The sequence below is a fragment of the Streptococcus sp. Marseille-Q5986 genome, assembly GCF_946902915.1.
In the GTDB taxonomy this organism is placed as follows: Bacteria; Bacillota; Bacilli; order Lactobacillales; family Streptococcaceae; genus Streptococcus.
This window is the reverse complement of sequence record NZ_CAMPPY010000013.1, coordinates 26,338-47,087: the sequence shown is the minus strand read 5'-3', so window position 1 is coordinate 47,087 and position 20,750 is coordinate 26,338. Positions and strand designations below refer to the sequence as shown.

General features: G+C 38.5%; 15 protein-coding genes and 2 tRNA genes. All 17 read left to right on the top strand.

Annotation, left to right across the window (positions count from 1 at the left end; all coding sequences use genetic code 11):
* The first annotated feature begins 60 nt into the window (after positions 1 to 60).
* The 17 genes from OVN21_RS10695 (at position 61) to sufB (ending at position 20,616) form a co-directional block, all read left to right on the top strand.
* Positions 61 to 4,647 (top strand): YPDG domain-containing protein, encoded by a 4,587-nt coding sequence (locus OVN21_RS10695; RefSeq protein ID WP_267248402.1) that lies wholly within the window; start codon positions 61 to 63, stop codon positions 4,645 to 4,647.
* Positions 4,648 to 4,740: 93 nt separating this feature from the next.
* Positions 4,741 to 6,234, top strand: coding sequence for a Rib/alpha-like domain-containing protein (locus OVN21_RS10690; protein ID WP_267248401.1), 1,494 nt, complete (start codon positions 4,741 to 4,743; stop codon positions 6,232 to 6,234).
* A gap of 413 nt (positions 6,235 to 6,647) precedes the next feature.
* On the top strand, positions 6,648 to 8,678 hold the full coding sequence (locus OVN21_RS10685) for a thiol-activated cytolysin family protein (protein ID WP_267248400.1): 2,031 nt from the start codon (positions 6,648 to 6,650) through the stop codon (positions 8,676 to 8,678).
* A 135-nt stretch (positions 8,679 to 8,813) separates the two neighbouring features.
* Positions 8,814 to 9,044: a DUF2969 domain-containing protein gene (locus OVN21_RS10680; RefSeq protein WP_267248404.1), complete on the top strand. Its 231-nt coding sequence runs from the start codon at positions 8,814 to 8,816 to the stop codon at positions 9,042 to 9,044.
* 49 nt (positions 9,045 to 9,093) lie between these two features.
* Positions 9,094 to 9,174, top strand: a tRNA-Tyr gene (locus tag OVN21_RS10675).
* An 8-nt stretch (positions 9,175 to 9,182) separates the two neighbouring features.
* Positions 9,183 to 9,254, top strand: a tRNA-Gln gene (locus OVN21_RS10670).
* A gap of 162 nt (positions 9,255 to 9,416) precedes the next feature.
* The gene (gene rpsA, locus OVN21_RS10665; protein WP_267248399.1) at positions 9,417 to 10,619 is read left to right on the top strand and encodes a 30S ribosomal protein S1; all 1,203 of its coding nucleotides are present in this window, start codon (positions 9,417 to 9,419) and stop codon (positions 10,617 to 10,619) included.
* 82 nt (positions 10,620 to 10,701) lie between these two features.
* Positions 10,702 to 11,199 (top strand): GAF domain-containing protein, encoded by a 498-nt coding sequence (locus tag OVN21_RS10660; protein WP_267248398.1) that lies wholly within the window; start codon positions 10,702 to 10,704, stop codon positions 11,197 to 11,199.
* Positions 11,199 to 12,854: a DNA polymerase III subunit gamma/tau gene (dnaX, locus tag OVN21_RS10655; RefSeq protein ID WP_267248397.1), complete on the top strand. Its 1,656-nt coding sequence runs from the start codon at positions 11,199 to 11,201 to the stop codon at positions 12,852 to 12,854. The genes OVN21_RS10660 and dnaX overlap by 1 nt, the downstream gene beginning before the upstream one ends.
* A gap of 27 nt (positions 12,855 to 12,881) precedes the next feature.
* Positions 12,882 to 13,076 (top strand): DUF3272 domain-containing protein, encoded by a 195-nt coding sequence (locus OVN21_RS10650; protein WP_148843407.1) that lies wholly within the window; start codon positions 12,882 to 12,884, stop codon positions 13,074 to 13,076.
* A gap of 298 nt (positions 13,077 to 13,374) precedes the next feature.
* Positions 13,375 to 14,013, top strand: a complete 639-nt coding sequence (locus OVN21_RS10645) for an ApaLI family restriction endonuclease (RefSeq protein WP_267248396.1) — start codon at positions 13,375 to 13,377, stop codon at positions 14,011 to 14,013.
* A gap of 1 nt (position 14,014) precedes the next feature.
* On the top strand, positions 14,015 to 15,193 hold the full coding sequence (locus tag OVN21_RS10640) for a site-specific DNA-methyltransferase (protein WP_267248395.1): 1,179 nt from the start codon (positions 14,015 to 14,017) through the stop codon (positions 15,191 to 15,193).
* 228 nt (positions 15,194 to 15,421) lie between these two features.
* Complete coding sequence (sufC, locus tag OVN21_RS10635; RefSeq protein ID WP_267248394.1) at positions 15,422 to 16,192, top strand: Fe-S cluster assembly ATPase SufC; 771 nt, start codon at positions 15,422 to 15,424, stop codon at positions 16,190 to 16,192.
* Between the two features lie 27 nt (positions 16,193 to 16,219).
* Positions 16,220 to 17,482 carry a Fe-S cluster assembly protein SufD gene (gene sufD, locus OVN21_RS10630; RefSeq protein WP_267248393.1) on the top strand — a complete coding sequence of 421 codons (1,263 nt, stop codon included), beginning with the start codon at positions 16,220 to 16,222 and terminating at the stop codon, positions 17,480 to 17,482.
* 10 nt (positions 17,483 to 17,492) lie between these two features.
* Complete coding sequence (locus tag OVN21_RS10625; protein ID WP_267248392.1) at positions 17,493 to 18,719, top strand: cysteine desulfurase; 1,227 nt, start codon at positions 17,493 to 17,495, stop codon at positions 18,717 to 18,719.
* A complete protein-coding gene (gene sufU, locus OVN21_RS10620) occupies positions 18,706 to 19,146 on the top strand; it encodes a Fe-S cluster assembly sulfur transfer protein SufU (RefSeq protein WP_267248391.1) in 441 nt (146 codons plus the stop codon). Before OVN21_RS10625 ends, sufU begins: the two co-directional genes overlap by 14 nt.
* A 57-nt stretch (positions 19,147 to 19,203) precedes the next feature.
* The gene (sufB, locus tag OVN21_RS10615; protein WP_267248403.1) at positions 19,204 to 20,616 is read left to right on the top strand and encodes a Fe-S cluster assembly protein SufB; all 1,413 of its coding nucleotides are present in this window, start codon (positions 19,204 to 19,206) and stop codon (positions 20,614 to 20,616) included.
* Positions 20,617 to 20,750 lie beyond the last annotated feature (134 nt).

Genomic DNA, 20,750 nt, shown 5'->3' with positions numbered 1-20,750 from the left:
GGATATATCTATATCCAGTTTATAGTGGAATAGGTTAATAACTAGAGAGGACGTGTTCTTATGATTAAAGGTAACCGAAAGAAATATGACATATCGCAGGGGAAACAGCGATTTTCTATTAGGAAATTCAAGTTTGGTGCTGCGAGTATTGCTATCGCATTTATGATAGGTGGGCAAGCGGTGGTTTTTGCTGTTGAGTCTAATGCAGTAACATCTGAGACGGCTGTAAATGCAGATGTTATTCCAGCGCAAGAGGCGAAAAAAGAAACGGAAGCAACAAAACAGAATTCAATAGATGATGATATTGCAAACAAAGATATTTCAACTGTTACAGATAAGAGAGGACAAAAATTAGAACAAGTAATTGAAGAGAATAACTTTACTCTAAAACCTACAGATGTATCGGAGATGTTGAAATATGCCCGAACTGTGACTGCTTTAGAAGCTAGAGATGCCAACTGGAAGTTAGACGATAAGTTAGAAGATAATAGTGTTGCTAAAACAAAGTCTGAAACTGGTAAAAGTCAGATTAGCGCTATAAACTGGAGAGCGGGGGTAGCTGAAATCACCTATAAAGAAGGTGATAGTAATTTCTCTAATGGTTGGTCAAGAAAACCAGGTGGAAATAGTAATTATGCAGATGAAGTGCTTCGTGTCAGAGCTCAGTATGATAGAGAACAGGATGTTATTCATTGGCAGATTGTTGTAAAAGGAAATGGTACTGGAACTTTTGCAGGGGTTGCTAAGGATTTTGCTAGACCTTATAGCCTTTTTACAACCTCTCGTGGTCTGTATAAGCCTGAGAATATGACTGTCCATGATGTGAGCTATCAGGGGACGTTGCAAAAGCTAGAAGGATACCCAAGTGATATAGATAAATGGTCTACAAATTCTAGAACTCTTTTTAATCCTAGTAAGGTTAATGTTAATGGAAAAGAAGCCGAGATATTAGGACCGTCTAGTCAAATGATGACAGAATGGGCGGGAGGCTATCGTTTAGGCTGTACTGGTACTGATAAAGAAAATGGGGAAAAGTACAATATTGAGAAACATATCTATTATTCGAAATATGGCTTTAGTGATTGGCTTACTGCACAGAATCAGTCTTGTACTAGGATTTATAATTTCGATACCCGTATTAATAGAGATGAATTAAAAAATTTAGAACAGCTTCCAAAAGTAAAAAGTCAATTTGGAAATTGGATGGGTTGGGGAGATTATTTCCGGGAAGATACTGATTTAGCAAATAAAGTGTGGGTGACTGTTGGTCTTACTTCACGGGAAAGCGGCTCAGGGTTTAGCCGTCCTGCAGGAACTGGGATATACAACTTTAGTAAAATCGCTACTGTAGATGTATCAACATTGCCAACGCAAGCAGATGACTACACGCCACAATATGATGGTGGATCAGGTTACCCAGGTGACACAGTAAATCTCAAAGTTAAAGAGAAAAACAACAAGCAAATTCCATCAGGAACAAACTATGAAGTAGATGCAGGTTCGCCATTTACAGTGGATAAAGTTACAGGTGAAGTAAGAACTAAAATCCCTGACAATGCACAGCCAGGCAGTGTTATCTCAGGCAATGTAAAAGTAACCTACCCAGATGGCTCTACTGATACAGTTCCAGTTAATGTTACAGTCAAAGATTATGCAGATAACATTAAGTATACACCAGAAGCTAAGCATAGGACTGTTGAACAAGATACAGAATTAGATGCAAAAGATAGTATTGTAAATACAGAGGAGTTGCCACAAGATTCAAAATATAAATGGAAAGATGGTCATACTCCAGACACTTCAAAACCAGGAGATAATAAACCAGGAATAGTAGAGGTTCACTATCCAGACGGAAGTGTAGATGAAGTACCAGTTCAAGTAACGGTTACGCCTAAAAAAATTCTAGAAGTCAAAGCTCCGACCCTAGCTATTGACAAAGAAAATATAAAAACAAAAGCAAACACTAAAGTTACATTCACCCTGACATTAGAGGGAGAGAAGGAAGTTGAAATTGATGGTTTCGATGAATTAGTTGACAAATATGATAACCGTGTAATAATTGAAGATCTTGAATACGAATTTAATAAAAAAGTATACAGAGTTACAATTGAAAATGTAGTTCCAAAAGATAATGCTACATTAACGTTTAAAGCAAAATATAAAGACGGTAGTAAGACATCTGAGCCGAAGACATTAAAACTTGAAGTTGAACCATCAGATAACGAACTTTATAAACTAGAGTATCCGTCTGCAACAGGTAAGCCAGGCGATAGTGTCACACTTGAACCCAAAGATAAGACTGGCAAACAAATCCCAGATGGCACCAAATACAAGGTTAAAGACGGTTCAGGTATCACCGTAGACGAAAATACAGGTAAAGCTACTGTCAAGATTCCAGCGGATAAGAAAGAAGGGGAAAAAGTTACAGGAACCATCACGGTTACTTATCCAGACAACTCTACAGAAGATATACCGGTAGAAGTTACGGTAGATAAACCAGCAGAAGTGAAAGCTCCGACCCTTACGATTGATAAAGAAGAAATCAAGACTAAGGCTGGAAAAGATGTCACCTTTACCCTTACGGCTGAAGGCGATAAGGCGGTTGATATTGATGGTTTGAAAGAACTTATTGACAAATATGGTCATGAACGTGTTGAAGTCGATGGTGAGTTGGATAACAATAAGACAATCTACAAGATTACTATCAAAAATGTAACGATAAAAGACAATGCAGACTTAACTTTCAAAGCAAAATATACGGATGGTAGTAAGACATCTGAGCCGAAGACATTAAAACTTGAAGTTGAACCATCAGATAACGAACTTTATAAACTAGAGTATCCGTCTGCAACAGGTAAGCCAGGCGATAGTGTCACACTTGAACCCAAAGATAAGACTGGCAAACAAATCCCAGATGGCACCAAATACAAGGTTAAAGACGGTTCAGGTATCACCGTAGACGAAAATACAGGTAAAGCTACTGTCAAGATTCCAGCGGATAAGAAAGAAGGGGAAAAAGTTACAGGAACCATCACGGTTACTTATCCAGACAACTCTACAGAAGATATACCGGTAGAAGTTACGGTAGATAAACCAGCAGAAGTGAAAGCTCCGACCCTTACGATTGATAAAGAAGAAATCAAGACTAAGGCTGGAAAAGATGTCACCTTTACCCTTACGGCTGAAGGCGATAAGGCGGTTGATATTGATGGTTTGAAAGAACTTATTGACAAATATGGTCATGAACGTGTTGAAGTCGATGGTGAGTTGGATAACAATAAGACAATCTACAAGATTACTATCAAAAATGTAACGATAAAAGACAATGCAGACTTAACTTTCAAAGCAAAATATACGGATGGTAGTAAGACATCTGAGCCGAAGACATTAAAACTTGAAGTTGAACCATCAGATAACGAACTTTATAAACTAGAGTATCCGTCTGCAACAGGTAAGCCAGGCGATAGTGTCACACTTGAACCCAAAGATAAGACTGGCAAACAAATCCCAGATGGCACCAAATACAAGGTTAAAGACGGTTCAGGTATCACCGTAGACGAAAATACAGGTAAAGCTACTGTCAAGATTCCAGCGGATAAGAAACCAGGTGATGTTATCGAAGGTAAAGTAACAGTTACTTACCCAGACGGAACGACAGATGAAGTTCCGGTGAAAGTGACCGTGTCTAAGACACCGGACAATATTACCTATTCACCAGAAGCGAAAGACCAAACTGTAGAACAAGGTACAAAACCAAAAGCTGATGACAGCATCGGAAACAAGGGTGAGCTACCAAAAGATTCAATTTACACTTGGAAGAAAGAGCCAGATACAGCTACACCAGGTGAAAAAGAAGGTGTTGTGGAAGTCACTTATCCAGACGGATCTAAGGATGAGGTTCCAGTGAAGGTGATAGTTACACCGAAGAAGACACCAGATAACGAGAACTACCAACCAGAGTATCCATCTGCAACAGGTAAGCCGGGCGATAGTGTCACACTTGAACCTAAAGATAAGACTGGCAAACAAATCCCAGATGGCACCAAATACAAGGTTAAAGACGGTTCAGGTATCACCGTAGACGAAAATACAGGTAAAGCTACTGTCAAGATTCCAGCGGATAAGAAACCAGGTGATGTTATCGAAGGTAAAGTAACAGTTACTTACCCAGACGGAACGACAGATGAAGTTCCGGTGAAAGTGACCGTAAAAGAGAAGCCGACGGACGCAGACACTCATGAACCAAAAGGTAAGGATCAAACAGTCAAAACAGGTGAAACACCAAAAGCTGAAGATTCAATTGCAAATATTCCAGACCTACCAAAAGGAACGAAATTTGAATTTGAAAGTCCAGTAGATACTACAACACCAGGCGATAAGACAGCGAAGGTGAAGGTGACCTACCCTGATGGCTCTAAAGATGAAGTAACTGTGACAATTCACGTAGAGAAAAAAGCTACGGACGGAAATCATTCTAATGGTGATGATGTTACAGGAAATCAAATAAATTCAGCTACAAAAACATTACCTAATACAGGTTCGACTGTTAATCCATTCTTTACAGCTGCGGCTATGGCTGCAATTGTAGGTGCGGGGACATTGTATGGAGTAGCACGTAAGAAGCATGAAGATGATGCGAATGACTAAGTTTGATAGCGAATACTTAAGGAAAGTAGATTGCTAAAAGAATAAGCTAAAAAGGGCCAGTATTGTAGCTGGCTCTTTGTTTCGGAGAGAAAGATGAATAAAAAAAGATACGTGATAGCAGGAAGCATAGCAATTGTGCTCGCTTTAGGATTTCAAGCTCAAGCCGGAGAGGCTCAAGAAGTTGATAAAATAAAATTGACAACTGAAACTGCTCAAGCAATTGCAGAAGGAAAAATCCGATTGGAAGACAATCGCGTTGATTCCTTGTTGTATGGTGGAGAAGTCTTGAAACTAGATGGTGACGATGATGGGGATGGCTTGTATAATTCAGAAGAATTGTATACCTATACTAAAAACGGTCGAGTTTATTACGACTATAATAGTCATCCGCGCCTCAAGGATACGGATGGGGATGGCATTTCGGATAGAGAGGATAAAAATCCCCTTCAATGGGATATCAGCTCAAGGGATATGGCGATGTTTATGGAGTTATGTTATCGTGATGATGACTATATTTCTGAGGTGTTGGATTCTCAAAATCCGTTAGAAGAGCTTTATAAAGGACGCCAAGAATATGCGATGATGCACACGGAGTTGTCTCGCTTTTGGATGGTTCGTGAAACCTATCATTTGAGTAATGGTTTTGATGCAGTGCTGTTCGAGAATAGAAGCGATGTACCTTATTTAGCTGATAAAACAGTCCAAGTATTGGCAGTAAGAGGAACGAAAGGTAGCGCTGATACGGATGACGATACGGCTATCTTTTTGGGGTTGAACCCTAAGCAAGCTATATCTATAGAAAATTTATTGAAAAAATATGAAGCGGAGCATACAGTTACCAATCTCTATGCGACTGGACATTCCTTAGGGGGATATTTAGCTCATCGTGCTTTGATTAACTCAAAAGAGGAGAACTATACTTGGTTCAAGCAATCTTATACTTTTAATGCACCTAAAATCAAAGGTGGAATATTTACTCAATGGCTCAATAGGCTGGCCAAAGTAGGGGAGCAACTCACTCTGGAAGGACGTTCAATCCATTATATGGTGAATAATGACAAACTGATTCCTGCGGTGGGGAATTTTGCTCATGCAATCAATATAGGAAATACGACTAATTGTCATGGTTCACGAAGTTACTTTGAATCGTTATTGAATGGTCAACCGGGGTTTGCTGTCGGAGACAAATGGTCGATGGATGGTAGAGGATATGCTGAAGAAAATCTGTCTCGCCTACATTTTAATCAGCAGCTTCATGATGCAGATGTTTATGATGTCGAAGTAAATGATGAGATTTTGAATGAAAATGGAAGTGTTGATTTACGAGATAATATCAAGAACAAAGGACAATTACCTCAGAATATAGTGCTTCAGGATGTAACGGACTATTCAAAGATAAATCTTCAAGTAGCAGGAAATTATCAGGGCAAGCTGTTGGTCGTATTTAGTGATGGTAGTAGAAAAGAGGTTCTGATTTCTATAGTGATTCAAAAGAAATCCAATCATCTGACCTCGAGTTCGACAATACCAGAAAAAGAGAAACGGACAACTGAAGGGGATGCGATTTCGTCAGCTACTGCGGAATAAGCTACTGTGACAGCAGCACGAAGTGCAAGAAATAGGCAGTATAGAAAGTTGCCGAACGATATTGTTAGGATAAGAAGACGAGGGTTCTATTCGAATGTGAGTAGTGCCCTTGTTTTTTATTTAGGGTGGTAAAATAGCTTCTTCAAATTAATTGTAAATTTCTCGTAAGAGATGATTAGTAAAATGAATTTTCTTTTTAAATAACATAAATATACGTGGATACTCTAAATTTTTTCTACTTTTTCTTATAAGCGCTACAAAAATAGACAAACTAGCTTATTGTGTTTAAAAATAGATGATTAATGAGAAAATATTCATAGAAAACGATTGCATCACATCTGTTTTTGTGTTATACTAATATCGTTTCGAAGAAAGCGCATTCAAGAAATAAAATGCTAAATAGGAGTTTTTGTATGTCTCAAAACAAACAAGATAAAGGATTTCGTTTTTCTATTCGTAAACGTAGTGTTGGAGTATGTGGCGTTGCCATTGCAACATTTTTACTAGGTTCTGGATTAATTTTTCAATCAAATGCAGTAAAAGCGACAGAGCCAAGTGTAGCTGCAGTTGCTGGTGAAAATATTGCTGCTCATAAGTCTGCGAGTCAGAGTTCAATTGCTTATGGAGGAGATGCTTCTAGAGCAGTTGACGGCAATCGTGATAATGCCTGGAACAATCGTTCCGTTACCCATACAGATTTTCAAGATCATTCTTGGTGGAAAGTTGATTTAGAGAAAGAAGAATCAGTAGGAACTGTTCGTATTTACAATCGTGGAGATGGAGTTGTAGCGAATCGTTTATCTAATTTTTATGTTATTTTGTTGAATAAAGATGGTAAGGAAGTAACTCGTCAACATGTCGATAGTTTAAACAATCAACCAACAATTGACGTTCAATTCACTGGAGTGAATGCACGATATGTTAAAGTGGAGCTAAATAAATCAAAAACACCACTTAGCTTAGCAGAGGTAGAAGTGTATCGTGCTACAGAAGAAAAAGCAGCGATTAATACTAAATTTGAAAGAGCCGCAAAAACAGACTTTACTGCAGAACTAAATAACTATTTATTTGGTTTAAATTATGATAAATTAAATATTTTGACTAGAAAAGGAGAAGCGTTAGAAAATTACACTAATACAAGCACAAAACAACAAGGCAATGAATTTGTGGTTGTGGAAAAAGTGAAGAAGAACCTTTCTAATGGTTCTGCTGATGTTGCCATTAATGGTAACGGAGATATTTTCCTAGGTGCATTGTTTAAAGCAAATCAAGACCTTCTAGAAAATAAACCACAACAAATTAGTGTAGATCGTAAGAAGGGGAGAATTAGCGTTGATTTACCAGGAATGGTAGGCGGAGATAGCTATGTAGATGCCAAACCAACTGTAAGTGGCATGCAGGAAGGTGTAAATACCTTGTTAAATCGTTGGCATGAAAAATATGCTGCGAAAAATCCTGCTCCAGCGCGTATGCAGTACGAATCAACTTCTGCTTACAGCATGAATCAATTGAAAGCAAAATTCGGAAGTGATTTTGAAAAAGTCGGTGTTAATTTGAAAATTGACTTTGATGCAGTTCACAAGGGTGAAAAACAAATTGAGGTAGTTGATTTTAAACAAGTTTACTATACAGCTAACTTTGATGCTCCCAAAAATCCATCAGATGTATTTGCCCCAGGAGTAACGGTTGATCAATTAAAAGCACGTGGAATTGATGAAAAAACACCTCCTGTATACGTGTCAAGCGTTTCATACGGACGTCAAATGTATGTTAAATTTGAAACAACAAGCAAGAGTACAGAGTTGAAAGCAGCGATTAATGCTGTTATCAAAGGAGTGCCTATTAAACCAGACTCTGAATGGGCACGTGTCTTGAAGGATACAACTGTAACAGTTTCAATCGTAGGTGGAAATGCTGATGGCGCTGCACGTGTTGTGACAGGTACAGTAGAAGATTTGAAGAAATTGATTCAAGAAGGAGCTACTTTCAGTACACAAAACCCTGCTGTTCCAATTTCTTATAAGACTGCATTCTTGAAAGATAATCAAGTAGCTACAATTCAAAGCAATACAGACTACATTGAAACTAAAGTGACTTCATATAAAAATGGTTACCTCAATTTACATCACAAGGGAGCTTATATTGCTCGTTACTATGTTTACTGGGATGAAGTAACTTATGATAAGGATGGAATTGAAAGTATTCGTTCACGTCAATGGGAAGATAATGGTAAAAACAGAACAGCAGGCTTCCAAACAGAACTTCAGTTTAGAGGAAATGTTCGTAATCTTCGCGTGAAAATCGAAGAGAAAACAGGGCTTGCATGGGAACCGTGGCGTACTGTATATTACCGTACAGAGCTGCCGCTCGTTCAAAAACGAACAATTACTAATTATGGAACAACTATCAGACCGAAATATACAGAGGAGATAGAGAATAACTAAGAGGTTAATTTGCAAAGACACATAAATAATTAGTTAAAGAGAAACTCCATAGCAGATGTAATGGCTGAAATGGAGTTTTTTCTTGCTAGTTTGAGTATTTTCTTGTACAATAGAGAAGGTGAAAAGAGGTACAGTATGAGTAAAAAAGATAAGAAAATTGAAATTCAATTAACAGATGCTAAAGTGACTGTTGGAAAAGACAGTTATGAAGGATACGTTTTGACAATCGGAAAAAAGGTTATTGGCGAAATTGCCGAATTAGATAGCCAATTTGCCATCATAAAGAATGGAAATGTCGATAGTTTTTATAAAAAACTTGAAAAAACTGTGGAAATTTTGATTGAAAACTACAATTTGACAAAATAATACTTGTTTTATTGAAAATTTCATGATATAATAGTTTTCGTTGAACATTGGAGAGATAGCGAAGAGGCTAAACGCGGCGGACTGTAAATCCGCTCCTTCGGGTTCGGGGGTTCGAATCCCTCTCTCTCCATTCATCATTGGGGTATAGCCAAGCGGTAAGGCAAGGGACTTTGACTCCCTCATGCGTTGGTTCGAATCCAGCTACCCCAGTTCTTAGGTAATAAGTTCAAGATAAAAAGAAAAATATCTTAGGGTATTTTATTTTTATAATTGAAAGGCGTGAACGATGTGAACATGTCTTTGCGGGTGCTTAGGAAAAAAATTATAAGTATGTCAAGTTTGGAAAGACTTGATTGTTGGAGGATTTTTTAGATGAACGAATTTGAAGATTTGCTAAATAGCGTTAGCCAAGTTGAGCCTGGTGATGTTGTTAGTGCTGAAGTATTGACAGTTGATGCGACTCAAGCTAACGTTGCAATCTCTGGGACTGGTGTTGAAGGTGTCTTGACTCTTCGCGAATTGACAAACGATCGCGATGCAGATATCAATGACTTTGTGAAAGTAGGAGAAGTATTGGATGTTCTTGTACTTCGTCAAGTAGTTGGTAAAGATACTGATACAGTTACATACCTTGTATCTAAAAAACGCCTTGAAGCTCGCAAAGCATGGGATAAACTTGTAGGACGCGAAGAAGAAGTTGTTACTGTTAAAGGAACTCGTGCCGTTAAAGGTGGACTTTCAGTAGAATTCGAAGGTGTTCGTGGATTCATCCCAGCTTCAATGTTGGATACTCGTTTCGTACGTAACACTGAGCGTTTCGTAAGTCAAGAATTTGATGCTAAAATCAAAGAAGTTGACCCTAAAGAAAACCGCTTCATCATTTCGCGTCGTGAAGTTGTTGAAGCAGCAGCTGCAGCAGCTCGTGCTGAAGTATTCAGTAAATTAGCTGTTGGTGATGTAGTAACTGGTAAAGTTGCTCGTATCACTAGCTTCGGTGCTTTCATCGATCTCGGTGGTGTCGACGGATTGGTTCACTTGACTGAATTGTCACACGAACGTAACGTATCACCTAAATCAGTTGTAACTGTTGGTGAAGAAATCGAAGTTAAAGTCCTTGAACTTAATGAAGAAGAAGGACGCGTATCCCTTTCACTTAAAGCAACAACACCTGGACCATGGGATGGCGTTGAGCAAAAATTGGCTAAAGGTGATGTAGTGGAAGGAACAGTTAAACGTTTGACTGACTTCGGTGCATTTGTTGAAGTATTGCCAGGTATCGATGGACTTGTTCACGTATCACAAATTTCACACAAACGTATCGAAAATCCAAAAGAAGCTCTTACTGTTGGTCAAGAAGTGACTGTTAAAGTCCTTGATGTTAACGCTGACGCAGAACGTGTATCACTTTCTATCAAAGCTCTTGAAGAACGTCCAGCTCAAGAAGAAGGACAAAAAGAAGAAAAACGTGCTGCTCGTCCACGTCGTCCAAAACGTCAAGAAAAACGTGATTTTGAACTTCCAGAAACACAAACAGGATTCTCAATGGCTGACTTGTTCGGTGATATCGAACTTTAATCAAATTGATAATCGCAAAATCCTTTGTTTAAAACAAGGGATTTTTCTTTTGTCTCTTTCCCATTTTTGATATAATAGTTCTATGTTAGATTCAGAAAAACAATCACAATATCAATTGTTAAATGAGGAACTCTCTTATTTACTTGAAGGTGAGAGCAATGTTCTTGCCAATCTTTCGAATGCTAGTGCCCTCCTAAAATCTCGCTTTCCAAATACTGTATTTGCAGGTTTTTATCTGTTTGATGGTAGTGAGTTGATTTTAGGTCCTTTTCAGGGTGGTGTTTCTTGTATTCGCATTCCACTTGGAAAAGGAGTGTGTGGAGAAGCTGCTGAGTTTCAAGAGACTGTTTTAGTTGGCGATGTGAGCACCTATCCAAACTACATTTCTTGTGATAGTATGGCCAAGAGTGAAATCGTAGTTCCCATGCTAAAGAATGGTCGATTGCTGGGTGTCTTAGACTTGGACTCTTCACTTATTGATGATTACAATGCCATTGACCGTGATTACTTGGAACAATTTGTTGCTATTTTGCTTGAGACGACAGAATGGGACTTTACAATGTTTGAGGAGAAAGTCTAATGTATCAAGCACTTTATCGAAAATATAGAAGCCAAACTTTTTCACAATTGGTCGGACAAGAGGTTGTGGCCAAAACCCTAAAACAAGCGGTCGAGCAGGAAAAGATTAGTCATGCCTATCTTTTCTCAGGCCCTCGTGGAACTGGGAAAACTAGCGTAGCCAAGATTTTTGCTAAGGCCATGAACTGCCCAAATCAAGTGGATGGAGAACCATGTAATCACTGCTATATCTGTCAGGCAGTGACAGAAGGTAGTCTAGAAGATGTTATTGAAATGGATGCGGCTTCAAATAATGGAGTTGATGAAATCCGTGAAATTCGTGATAAATCTACCTATGCACCTAGCTTGGCACGTTATAAGGTCTATATTATTGACGAGGTCCATATGCTGTCTACGGGAGCCTTCAATGCGCTTTTGAAGACTCTTGAGGAGCCAACTCAGAATGTTGTCTTTATCTTGGCGACCACCGAATTGCACAAGATTCCTGCAACCATTTTATCGCGTGTTCAACGTTTTGAGTTCAAATCGATTAAAACTCAAGATATCAAGGAGCATATTTATCATATTTTAGAAAAAGAAAATATCAGTTCTGAACCGAAGGCTGTGGAAATCATTGCCAGACGAGCTGAAGGTGGAATGCGAGACGCCTTGTCTATTCTGGATCAAGCCTTGAGTTTAACACAGAGAAATGAGCTGACGACTGCCATCTCTGAAGAAATTACAGGCACCATTAGTCTGTCAGCCTTGGATGATTATGTGGCTGCCTTATCCCAGCAGGATGTTCCCAAGGCCTTGTCTTGCTTAAATCTTCTATTTGACAATGGCAAGAGCATGACTCGTTTTGTGACGGATCTTTTGCACTATTTAAGAGATTTATTAATTGTTCAAACAGGGGGAGAAAACACTCACCATAGTTCAGTCTTTGTAGAAAATTTGGCTCTTCCTCAAGAAAATCTGTTTGAAATGATTCGCTTAGCGACAGTGAGTTTAGCAGATATTAAGTCTAGTTTGCAGCCAAAGATTTATGCTGAGATGATGACTATCCGTTTGGCTGAGATTAAGCCTGAACCAGTGCTTTCAGAAACTGTCGAAAGTGAAATTTCTGCACTGAGACAGGAAGTAGTTCGTCTCAAACAAGAACTTGCCAATGTTGGAACAGCTCCTAAACAAGTGGTACCAGTCCCTAGCCGTCCAGCGACTTCCAAGACAGTCTATCGAGTGGATCGCAACAAAGTTCAGGCTATCCTGCAAGAAGCTGTCGAAAATCCTGATTTAGCACGGCAAAACTTGATCCGCCTCCAAAATGCATGGGGAGAAGTGATTGAAAGCTTAGTTGGTCCAGATAAGGCTCTGCTCGTTGGTTCTCAACCAGTTGCGGCCAATGAACATCATGCCATTCTTGCTTTTGAGTCTAATTTCAATGCAGGGCAAACTATGAAACGGGACAATCTCAACACCATGTTTGGCAACATCCTCAGTCAGGTAGCAGGTTTTTCACCTGAGATTTTAGCTATTTCCATGGAGGAATGGAAAGAAGTTCGCGCAGCCTTTTCAGCCAAGGCTAAATCTTCTCAAGCTGAAAAAGAAGCAGAAGAAAGCTTGATTCCAGAAGGATTTGAATTTTTAGCTGATAAAGTGAAGGTAGAGGAAGACTAAAGAAAGATTTCATGATACAATAAGTTTATGAATAAACAACAATTTATTATTATCGCGCTGTTCACAGCTGCTGAGACCTATTTTTTCAATGAAGCCTGGATGACTGGTCGCTATATTATGGCAGCCTTTTGGGCCATTTTGCTTTTCAGAAATTTTCGAGTCAGTTATGTGATGGGCAAAATCATTGATGTTGTTGATCAGCATTTTAATAGGAAAGACTAGCTCTTTATTTACTGATACATGAAGTATAAATTGTTATAGTTCAAATAATATCCTTTTTGTATTTACACAACTTGTTGTAGATTATTTTTCTTAAAACATGTTATAACTAAATGTAAAAATATTTAAAAATCAAAAAGAAACATACCTCAGAATTATATTTCCTTACGCCTAATACTGATTTTTATACTCCTATTTCAACTATAAGATTAGTATTTTTGGTTACTTATCCTAGATTTCGGGTCTGATATTTGATTTTTTCTTTAGTATAACTTAACCTTTATGTAAAATAAGGAGAAAAATGACAGATTTGAAAGAAAAAATTGAAGAACTAGCTAAAGAATACTCAAATAAACTAGATATTAAAATTGAAGAAAGACTACAAGAAATGTCTGCTGATGATAAAAGTCATTATTTGATTTATAGGGTTCTGGGGATTTCTTTTGAAGAAGGTGAAAACATAGATTTATATCAAAATAAAGGTCGTTTTTTATATAAATATGCAGGTTCATTCTTGGAGGAAGCAACAGTTCTCTGCTTCCAAGAAAAATTTGGTTTAAAGAATGCTAGAAAGGTAAAAATACCCAATACGGAAGGACTAAGACCAAAAACTTTTGAAATAGATTGCTTAATTAATGATAAAAATGCATATGAGATAAAGTGGCGTGATGCGACTACAGATGGAGATCACATAACTAAAGAACATACAAGAATAATTGCAATTAATAAAAAGGGATATACTCCAATTCGTTTAATGTTTTATTATCCTAACAGAGAGCAAGCAAAAAGAATTCAACAGACATTAGAAACGATGTATAAAGGTATTGGAGGAGAATATTATTATGGTGATTCGGCTTGGGAACATTTGAAAACGACTACTGATATTGATTTACTGAGTGTACTGACTGAAATTGCAGAAAGAAATACAGGAGCCTCATAGAATGACAATACTGCAAGGAGACAATTTAGAACTACTAAAAACAATTAAATCATCGAGTGTTGATTTAATTTACATGGATCCTCCATTTTTTACACAAAAAACACAAAAATTATCTAGTAAAGATAATATTACCTATTCTTTCGAAGATACGTGGGCTTCTATTGAGGATTATAAATGTTTTTTACACAATAGACTAATAGAATGTAAAAGAGTATTGAAAGATAGTGGGAGTATATTTGTACATTGTGACAAAACTGCTAACCATCATATAAGGTTAGTTTTAGATGATATTTTCGGTGCCGATATGTTCCAAAATGAAATAATTTGGAACTACAAAAGATGGTCAAATTCAAAAAAAGGTTTATTAAATAATCATCAAAATATTTATTTTTATTCAAAAACAAAAAAATTCAAATTTAAGACAATTTATACAGAGTATTCTTCCACAACAAATCTTGACCAAATTTTAGTAGAACGAAGACGAGATAGTAATTCCAAAACAACTTATAAGCTTGATGATAATGGTGATTATATTTTATCTAAAGAGAAAATCGGAGTTCCACTTTCAGATGTTTGGAATATACCGTTTCTAAACCCTAAAGCTAGAGAAAGAGTCGGTTATCCAACTCAGAAGCCTATTTTATTACTGGAACAAATTATTAGAATTGCTACTGATGAAAACGATGTGGTTTTAGACCCATTTTGTGGTAGTGGAACTACATTAGTAGCTTCAAAAATATTAAATAGAAATTATATTGGAATTGATCTTGCAGAGGAAGCTATTTCAATTACGAAACAACGTTTGGAGACTATTATCAAGACTAGTTCTAATTTATTGAAAAAAGGTATTGCGGCTTATAAAACAAAAACTGAAGAAGAAGAAAACATTCTAAAATTATTAAATGCAAAAGTAGTGCAAAGAAATAAAGGTATCGATGGTTTCTTACCTCAACATTTTCAAGATAAACCTATCCCAATTAAAATTCAAAAGAAAAATGAGGATTTAAATGATAGTATCCTACTATTACAGAATGCAATTAAATCCAAAAATCTAAAATTTGGAATTGTTATAAAGACACATACAGATAATTTATTATTTGAATCCGAGGTTTTATCTAAAAATATATTAGTTATTAGTCACTTCGAACTTATGATTGAAAAATGGTTAAATAACAAATAGTTATTGTAGTTTGTAGAACATAGAAAAATTCTTATAAATGTTTATTTTAAGGTTTTTTGAAACCTATTAATTCCACCAGCCCTCAGATTCCAGACAAAATCAAAGCCTTTTAGGCTTTTTTTTGTTATACTATAAAAGTATATTTATAGACCTTTCACTCTATTTCTGGGGAAATCGGGCGTTTTTCTAGTAAGGATGGTAAAGGTCTTGAAAAAGAAAGGAACTATCATGTCAGTATTAGAAATCAAAGATCTTCACGTTGAGATTGAAGGAAAAGAAATTTTAAAAGGGGTTAACCTGACCCTGAAAACAGGAGAAATTGCCGCTATCATGGGACCAAATGGTACTGGTAAATCGACTCTTTCTGCCGCTATCATGGGAAATCCAAACTATGAGATAACCAAAGGTGAAGTCTTGTTTGATGGCGTAAACATCCTTGAGTTGGAAGTGGACGAGCGTGCGCGTATGGGACTTTTCCTTGCAATGCAATATCCATCAGAAATTCCTGGAATTACCAATGCTGAGTTTCTTCGTGCAGCCATGAATGCTGGTAAGGAAGATGATGAGAAGATTTCAGTTCGTGAGTTTATTACTAAACTAGACGAGAAGATGGAACTGCTCAACATGAAAGAAGAAATGGCTGAGCGTTACCTCAACGAAGGTTTCTCTGGTGGTGAGAAAAAACGTAATGAAATTCTTCAACTTTTGATGTTGGAGCCAACATTTGCCCTTTTGGATGAGATTGACTCTGGTCTTGATATTGACGCTCTTAAAGTTGTTTCTAAAGGTGTTAATGCTATGCGTGGTGAAGGCTTTGGTGCTATGATTATCACTCACTACCAACGTCTTTTGAACTACATCACACCAGACGTGGTACACGTGATGATGGAAGGTCGTGTTGTCCTTTCTGGTGGTCCAGAATTGGCTGCGCGTTTAGAACGTGAAGGATACGCAAAACTGGCTGAAGAACTTGGCTATGACTACAAGGAAGAATTGTAATTCCCTCGTATCTTTTAGGAGAAGTAAATGACTAAAGAGAATATTAAACTTTTTGCAGAAATGCATGCTGAACCAAGCTGGTTGGCTGACCTCCGTCAAAAAGCTTTTGATAAGATTGAGAGTTTGGAATTACCAGTTATTGAGCGTGTGAAATTTCACCGTTGGAATCTGGGGGATGGAACCATCACAGAAAGTGAACCTTTAGCAAATGTTCCTGACTTCACGGCTTTAGATAACCACTTGAAGTTGGTACAAGTTGGAACCCAAACTGTTTTTGAGCAAACTCCAGTTGAGTTAGCTGAACAAGGTGTTGTTTTCACAGACTTTCACTCAGCTTTAGAAGAAATTCCAGAACTTATCGAAAAATTCTTCATGTCATCTGTTAAATATGACGATGACAAGTTGGCAGCCTACCACACAGCTTATTTTAACAGTGGTGCTGTTCTCTACATTCCAGATAACGTAGAAATCACAGAGCCAATCGAAGGTATTTTCTACCAAGACAGTGATAGCGATGTACCGTTTAACAAGCATATCCTGATTATCGCTGGTAAGAACAGTAAGATTAACTATCTTGAACGTCTTGAGTCACGAGGTGAAGGTAGAGCTAAGGCAACTGCCAATATCACAGTCGAAGTGATTGCGCGTTCTGGTGCGCAAGTGAAGTTTGCGGCTATCGACCGTCTAGGTGAAAACGTCACTGCCTACATTAGCCGTCGTGGTAAATTGGGCAACGATGCAAGCATTGACTGGGCCATCGGTGTCATGAACGAAGGGAATGTCGTTGCGGATTTTGATAGTGACTTGATTGGAAATGGTAGCCATGCAGATCTCAAGGTTGTAGCTCTTTCAAGTGGTCGTCAGGTACAAGGGATTGATACTCGAGTGACTAACTATGGTTGCAACTCAATCGGAAATATCCTCCAACATGGGGTTATTCTTGAAAAAGCAACCTTGACCTTTAATGGTATCGGTCACATCATCAAGGGCGCTAAGGGAGCAGATGCGCAACAAGAAAGCCGTGTTCTCATGCTTTCAGACCAAGCGCGTTCAGATGCCAACCCGATTCTTTTGATTGATGAAAACGATGTCACTGCAGGACACGCAGCTTCAATCGGTCAAGTAGATCCAGAAGACATGTACTACCTCATGAGCCGTGGCTTGGATAAGGCAACGGCAGAACGTTTGGTTGTCCGCGGTTTCCTTGGTTCCGTGATCGTTGAGATTCCAGTCAAGGAAGTTCGTGATGAAATGATTGCAACTATCGAAGAAAAATTGTCAAAACGCTAAGGGGTAGCCTATGTTAGATGTAGAAGCGATTCGCAAGGATTTTCCAATTTTAGACCAGATTGTCAACGATGAACCTTTGGTCTATCTGGACAATGCTGCGACGACACAAAAACCACTAGCTGTTCTTGAAACGATTAACCGCTACTATGAGAACGACAATGCCAATGTTCATCGTGGCGTTCATACCTTGGCAGAAAGAGCGACAGCTTCTTATGAGGCGGCTCGTGAAACCATTCGTCAATTTATCAATGCAGGGTCTACAAAGGAAGTTCTCTTTACCAGAGGAACGACAACCAGTCTTAACTGGGTAGCTCGCTTTGCTGAGGAAGTTCTGACTGAGGGAGACCAGGTCTTGATTTCTGTCATGGAACACCATTCCAATATTATTCCTTGGCAGGAGGCCTGTCGAAAGACCGGAGCAGAGCTTGTCTATGTTTATCTCAAGGACGGTGCCTTGGATATGGATGACTTGCGAGTTAAATTGACTGATAAGGTGAAATTTATCTCCTTAGCTCACGCCTCCAATGTTCTTGGTGTGGTCAATCCGATTAAAGAAATCACTAAAATAGCCCACCAAGTTGGAGCCATCATGGTGGTGGATGGAGCACAGTCTACCCCCCATATGAAGATTGATGTCCAGGATTTAGATGTGGATTTCTTTGCCTTTTCAGGTCACAAGATGTCTGGTCCAACTGGTATCGGTGTCCTTTATGGCAAAGAGAAGTATCTGGAACAAATGTCACCTCTTGAATTTGGTGGTGAGATGATTGATTTCGTCTATGAGCAATCTGCTAGTTGGAAGGAATTACCTTGGAAATTTGAGGCGGGAACTCCAAATATGGCAGGTGCTATCGGACTTGCTGCTGCAGTGGATTATCTGGAAAAGATTGGTATGGATGTCATTGAAGCCCACGAACAAGAATTGATTGTATATGTATATCCAAAATTGCAGGCAATAGAAGGATTGACCATTTATGGTTCGCAGGACTTAGCTCAACGCTCAGGTATCATTGCCTTCAACCTAGGTGACCTTCATCCTCACGATCTTGCGACAGCTTTGGATTATGAAGGAGTAGCTGTTCGCGCAGGTCATCATTGCGCTCAACCTTTGCTCCAATATTTGGAAGTTCCAGCAACAGCTCGTGTAAGTTTTTATATCTATAATACCAAGGCTGACTGCGATAAATTAGTGGATGCCCTACAAAAGACAAAGGAGTTTTTCAATGGCACTTTCTAAACTAGATAGCCTTTATATGGCAGTGGTAGCAGACCATTCGAAAAAGCCCCATCACCAAGGAAAATTAGAAGATGCTGAGCAAATTAGTCTCAACAATCCAACCTGTGGGGATGTTATCAACCTCTCTGTCAAGTTTGATGCAGATGAGCGTTTGGAAGATATCGCTTTTCTAAACTCAGGTTGTACCATCTCAACCGCCTCTGCGAGCATGATGACAGATGCTGTTTTGGGCAAGACTAAGCAAGAAATCCTAGGGCTTGCGACTATTTTTTCAGAAATGGTTCAAGGACAAAAAGATGACCTCCAAGACCAACTAGGCGATGCAGTCTTCTTGTCAGGTGTTGCTAAATTTCCGCAACGGATCAAATGTGCAACTCTAGCTTGGAATGCTCTGAAGAAAACAATTGAAAATCAAGAAAACAAGTAAGACAAGCTTCTTTTGTCTTATGAATCATTAGAAATGAAGAATGAAAGAAAGGATATTATGGCTGAAGAAAGAGTAGAACCAAAACCAATTGACCTTGGTGAATATAAATTTGGTTTTCATGATGATGTAGAGCCTGTCCTATCGACAGGAAAAGGATTGAATGAAGATGTCATTCGTGAACTATCAGCTGCTAAGGGAGAACCTGAGTGGATGTTAGAATTCCGTTTGAAGTCTTATGAAACCTTCAAAAAAATGCCCATGCAAACTTGGGGAGCAGACTTGTCAGAGATTGACTTTGATGACTTGATCTACTACCAAAAACCATCTGATAAACCAGCTCGTTCATGGGATGAAGTCCCTGAAAAAATCAAAGAAACCTTTGAACGTATCGGGATTCCGGAAGCTGAGCGTGCTTATCTAGCCGGTGCCTCTGCCCAGTATGAGTCAGAAGTAGTTTACCACAACATGAAGGAAGAGTTCCAAAAATTGGGTATTATCTTTATAGATACGGATTCTGCCCTCAAGGAATACCCAGACTTGTTTAAACAATACTTTGCCAAGTTGGTACCGCCGACTGATAATAAGCTGGCTGCCCTCAACTCGGCAGTATGGTCAGGTGGAACCTTTATCTACGTACCAAAAGGGGTGAAAGTGGATATCCCGCTTCAAACTTATTTCCGTATCAACAACGAAAATACTGGTCAGTTCGAACGTACCCTGATTATCGTTGATGAGGGAGCAAGTGTCCACTACGTAGAAGGATGTACAGCGCCAACTTATTCAAGTAACAGCTTACACGCTGCCATTGTAGAAATCTTTGCTTTAGACGGAGCTTATATGCGTTATACGACTATCCAAAACTGGTCTGACAACGTTTATAACTTGGTAACGAAACGTGCCAAAGCCTTGAAAGATGCGACTGTTGAGTGGATTGATGGAAACTTGGGTGCTAAAACAACTATGAAATACCCATCTGTTTACCTAGATGGAGAAGGGGCGTGTGGAACCATGCTTTCGATTGCCTTTGCCAATGCTGGGCAACACCAAGATACTGGTTCTAAGATGATTCACAATGCCCCACATACAAGCTCGTCTATTGTGTCTAAATCCATCGCTAAAGGTGGAGGAAAGGTTGACTACCGTGGGCAAGTAACCTTTAACAAAAACTCTAAGAAATCTGTTTCTCACATTGAGTGTGATACTATTATCATGGATGACTTATCAGCGTCAGATACTATTCCATTTAATGAAATTCATAACTCGCAAGTTGCTTTGGAGCACGAAGCCAAGGTATCTAAGATTTCTGAAGAACAACTCTATTACCTCATGAGCCGTGGATTGTCAGAATCTGAAGCAACTGAGATGATTGTCATGGGATTTGTCGAACCCTTCACAAAAGAACTTCCAATGGAATACGCAGTTGAGCTGAACCGCTTGATTAGCTATGAAATGGAAGGTTCAGTCGGATAAGAGTATGCAAAATATGAACACGAATCCTTTCAGTTCAGAATTCTTTTCAAAAGCTAAATTCCCAAACTAAGTTCCACCGCTAGTAGAAGTGGAAGTTGATCTGAAAAATTCTAAAAACCAGTGGAAATCCGTGT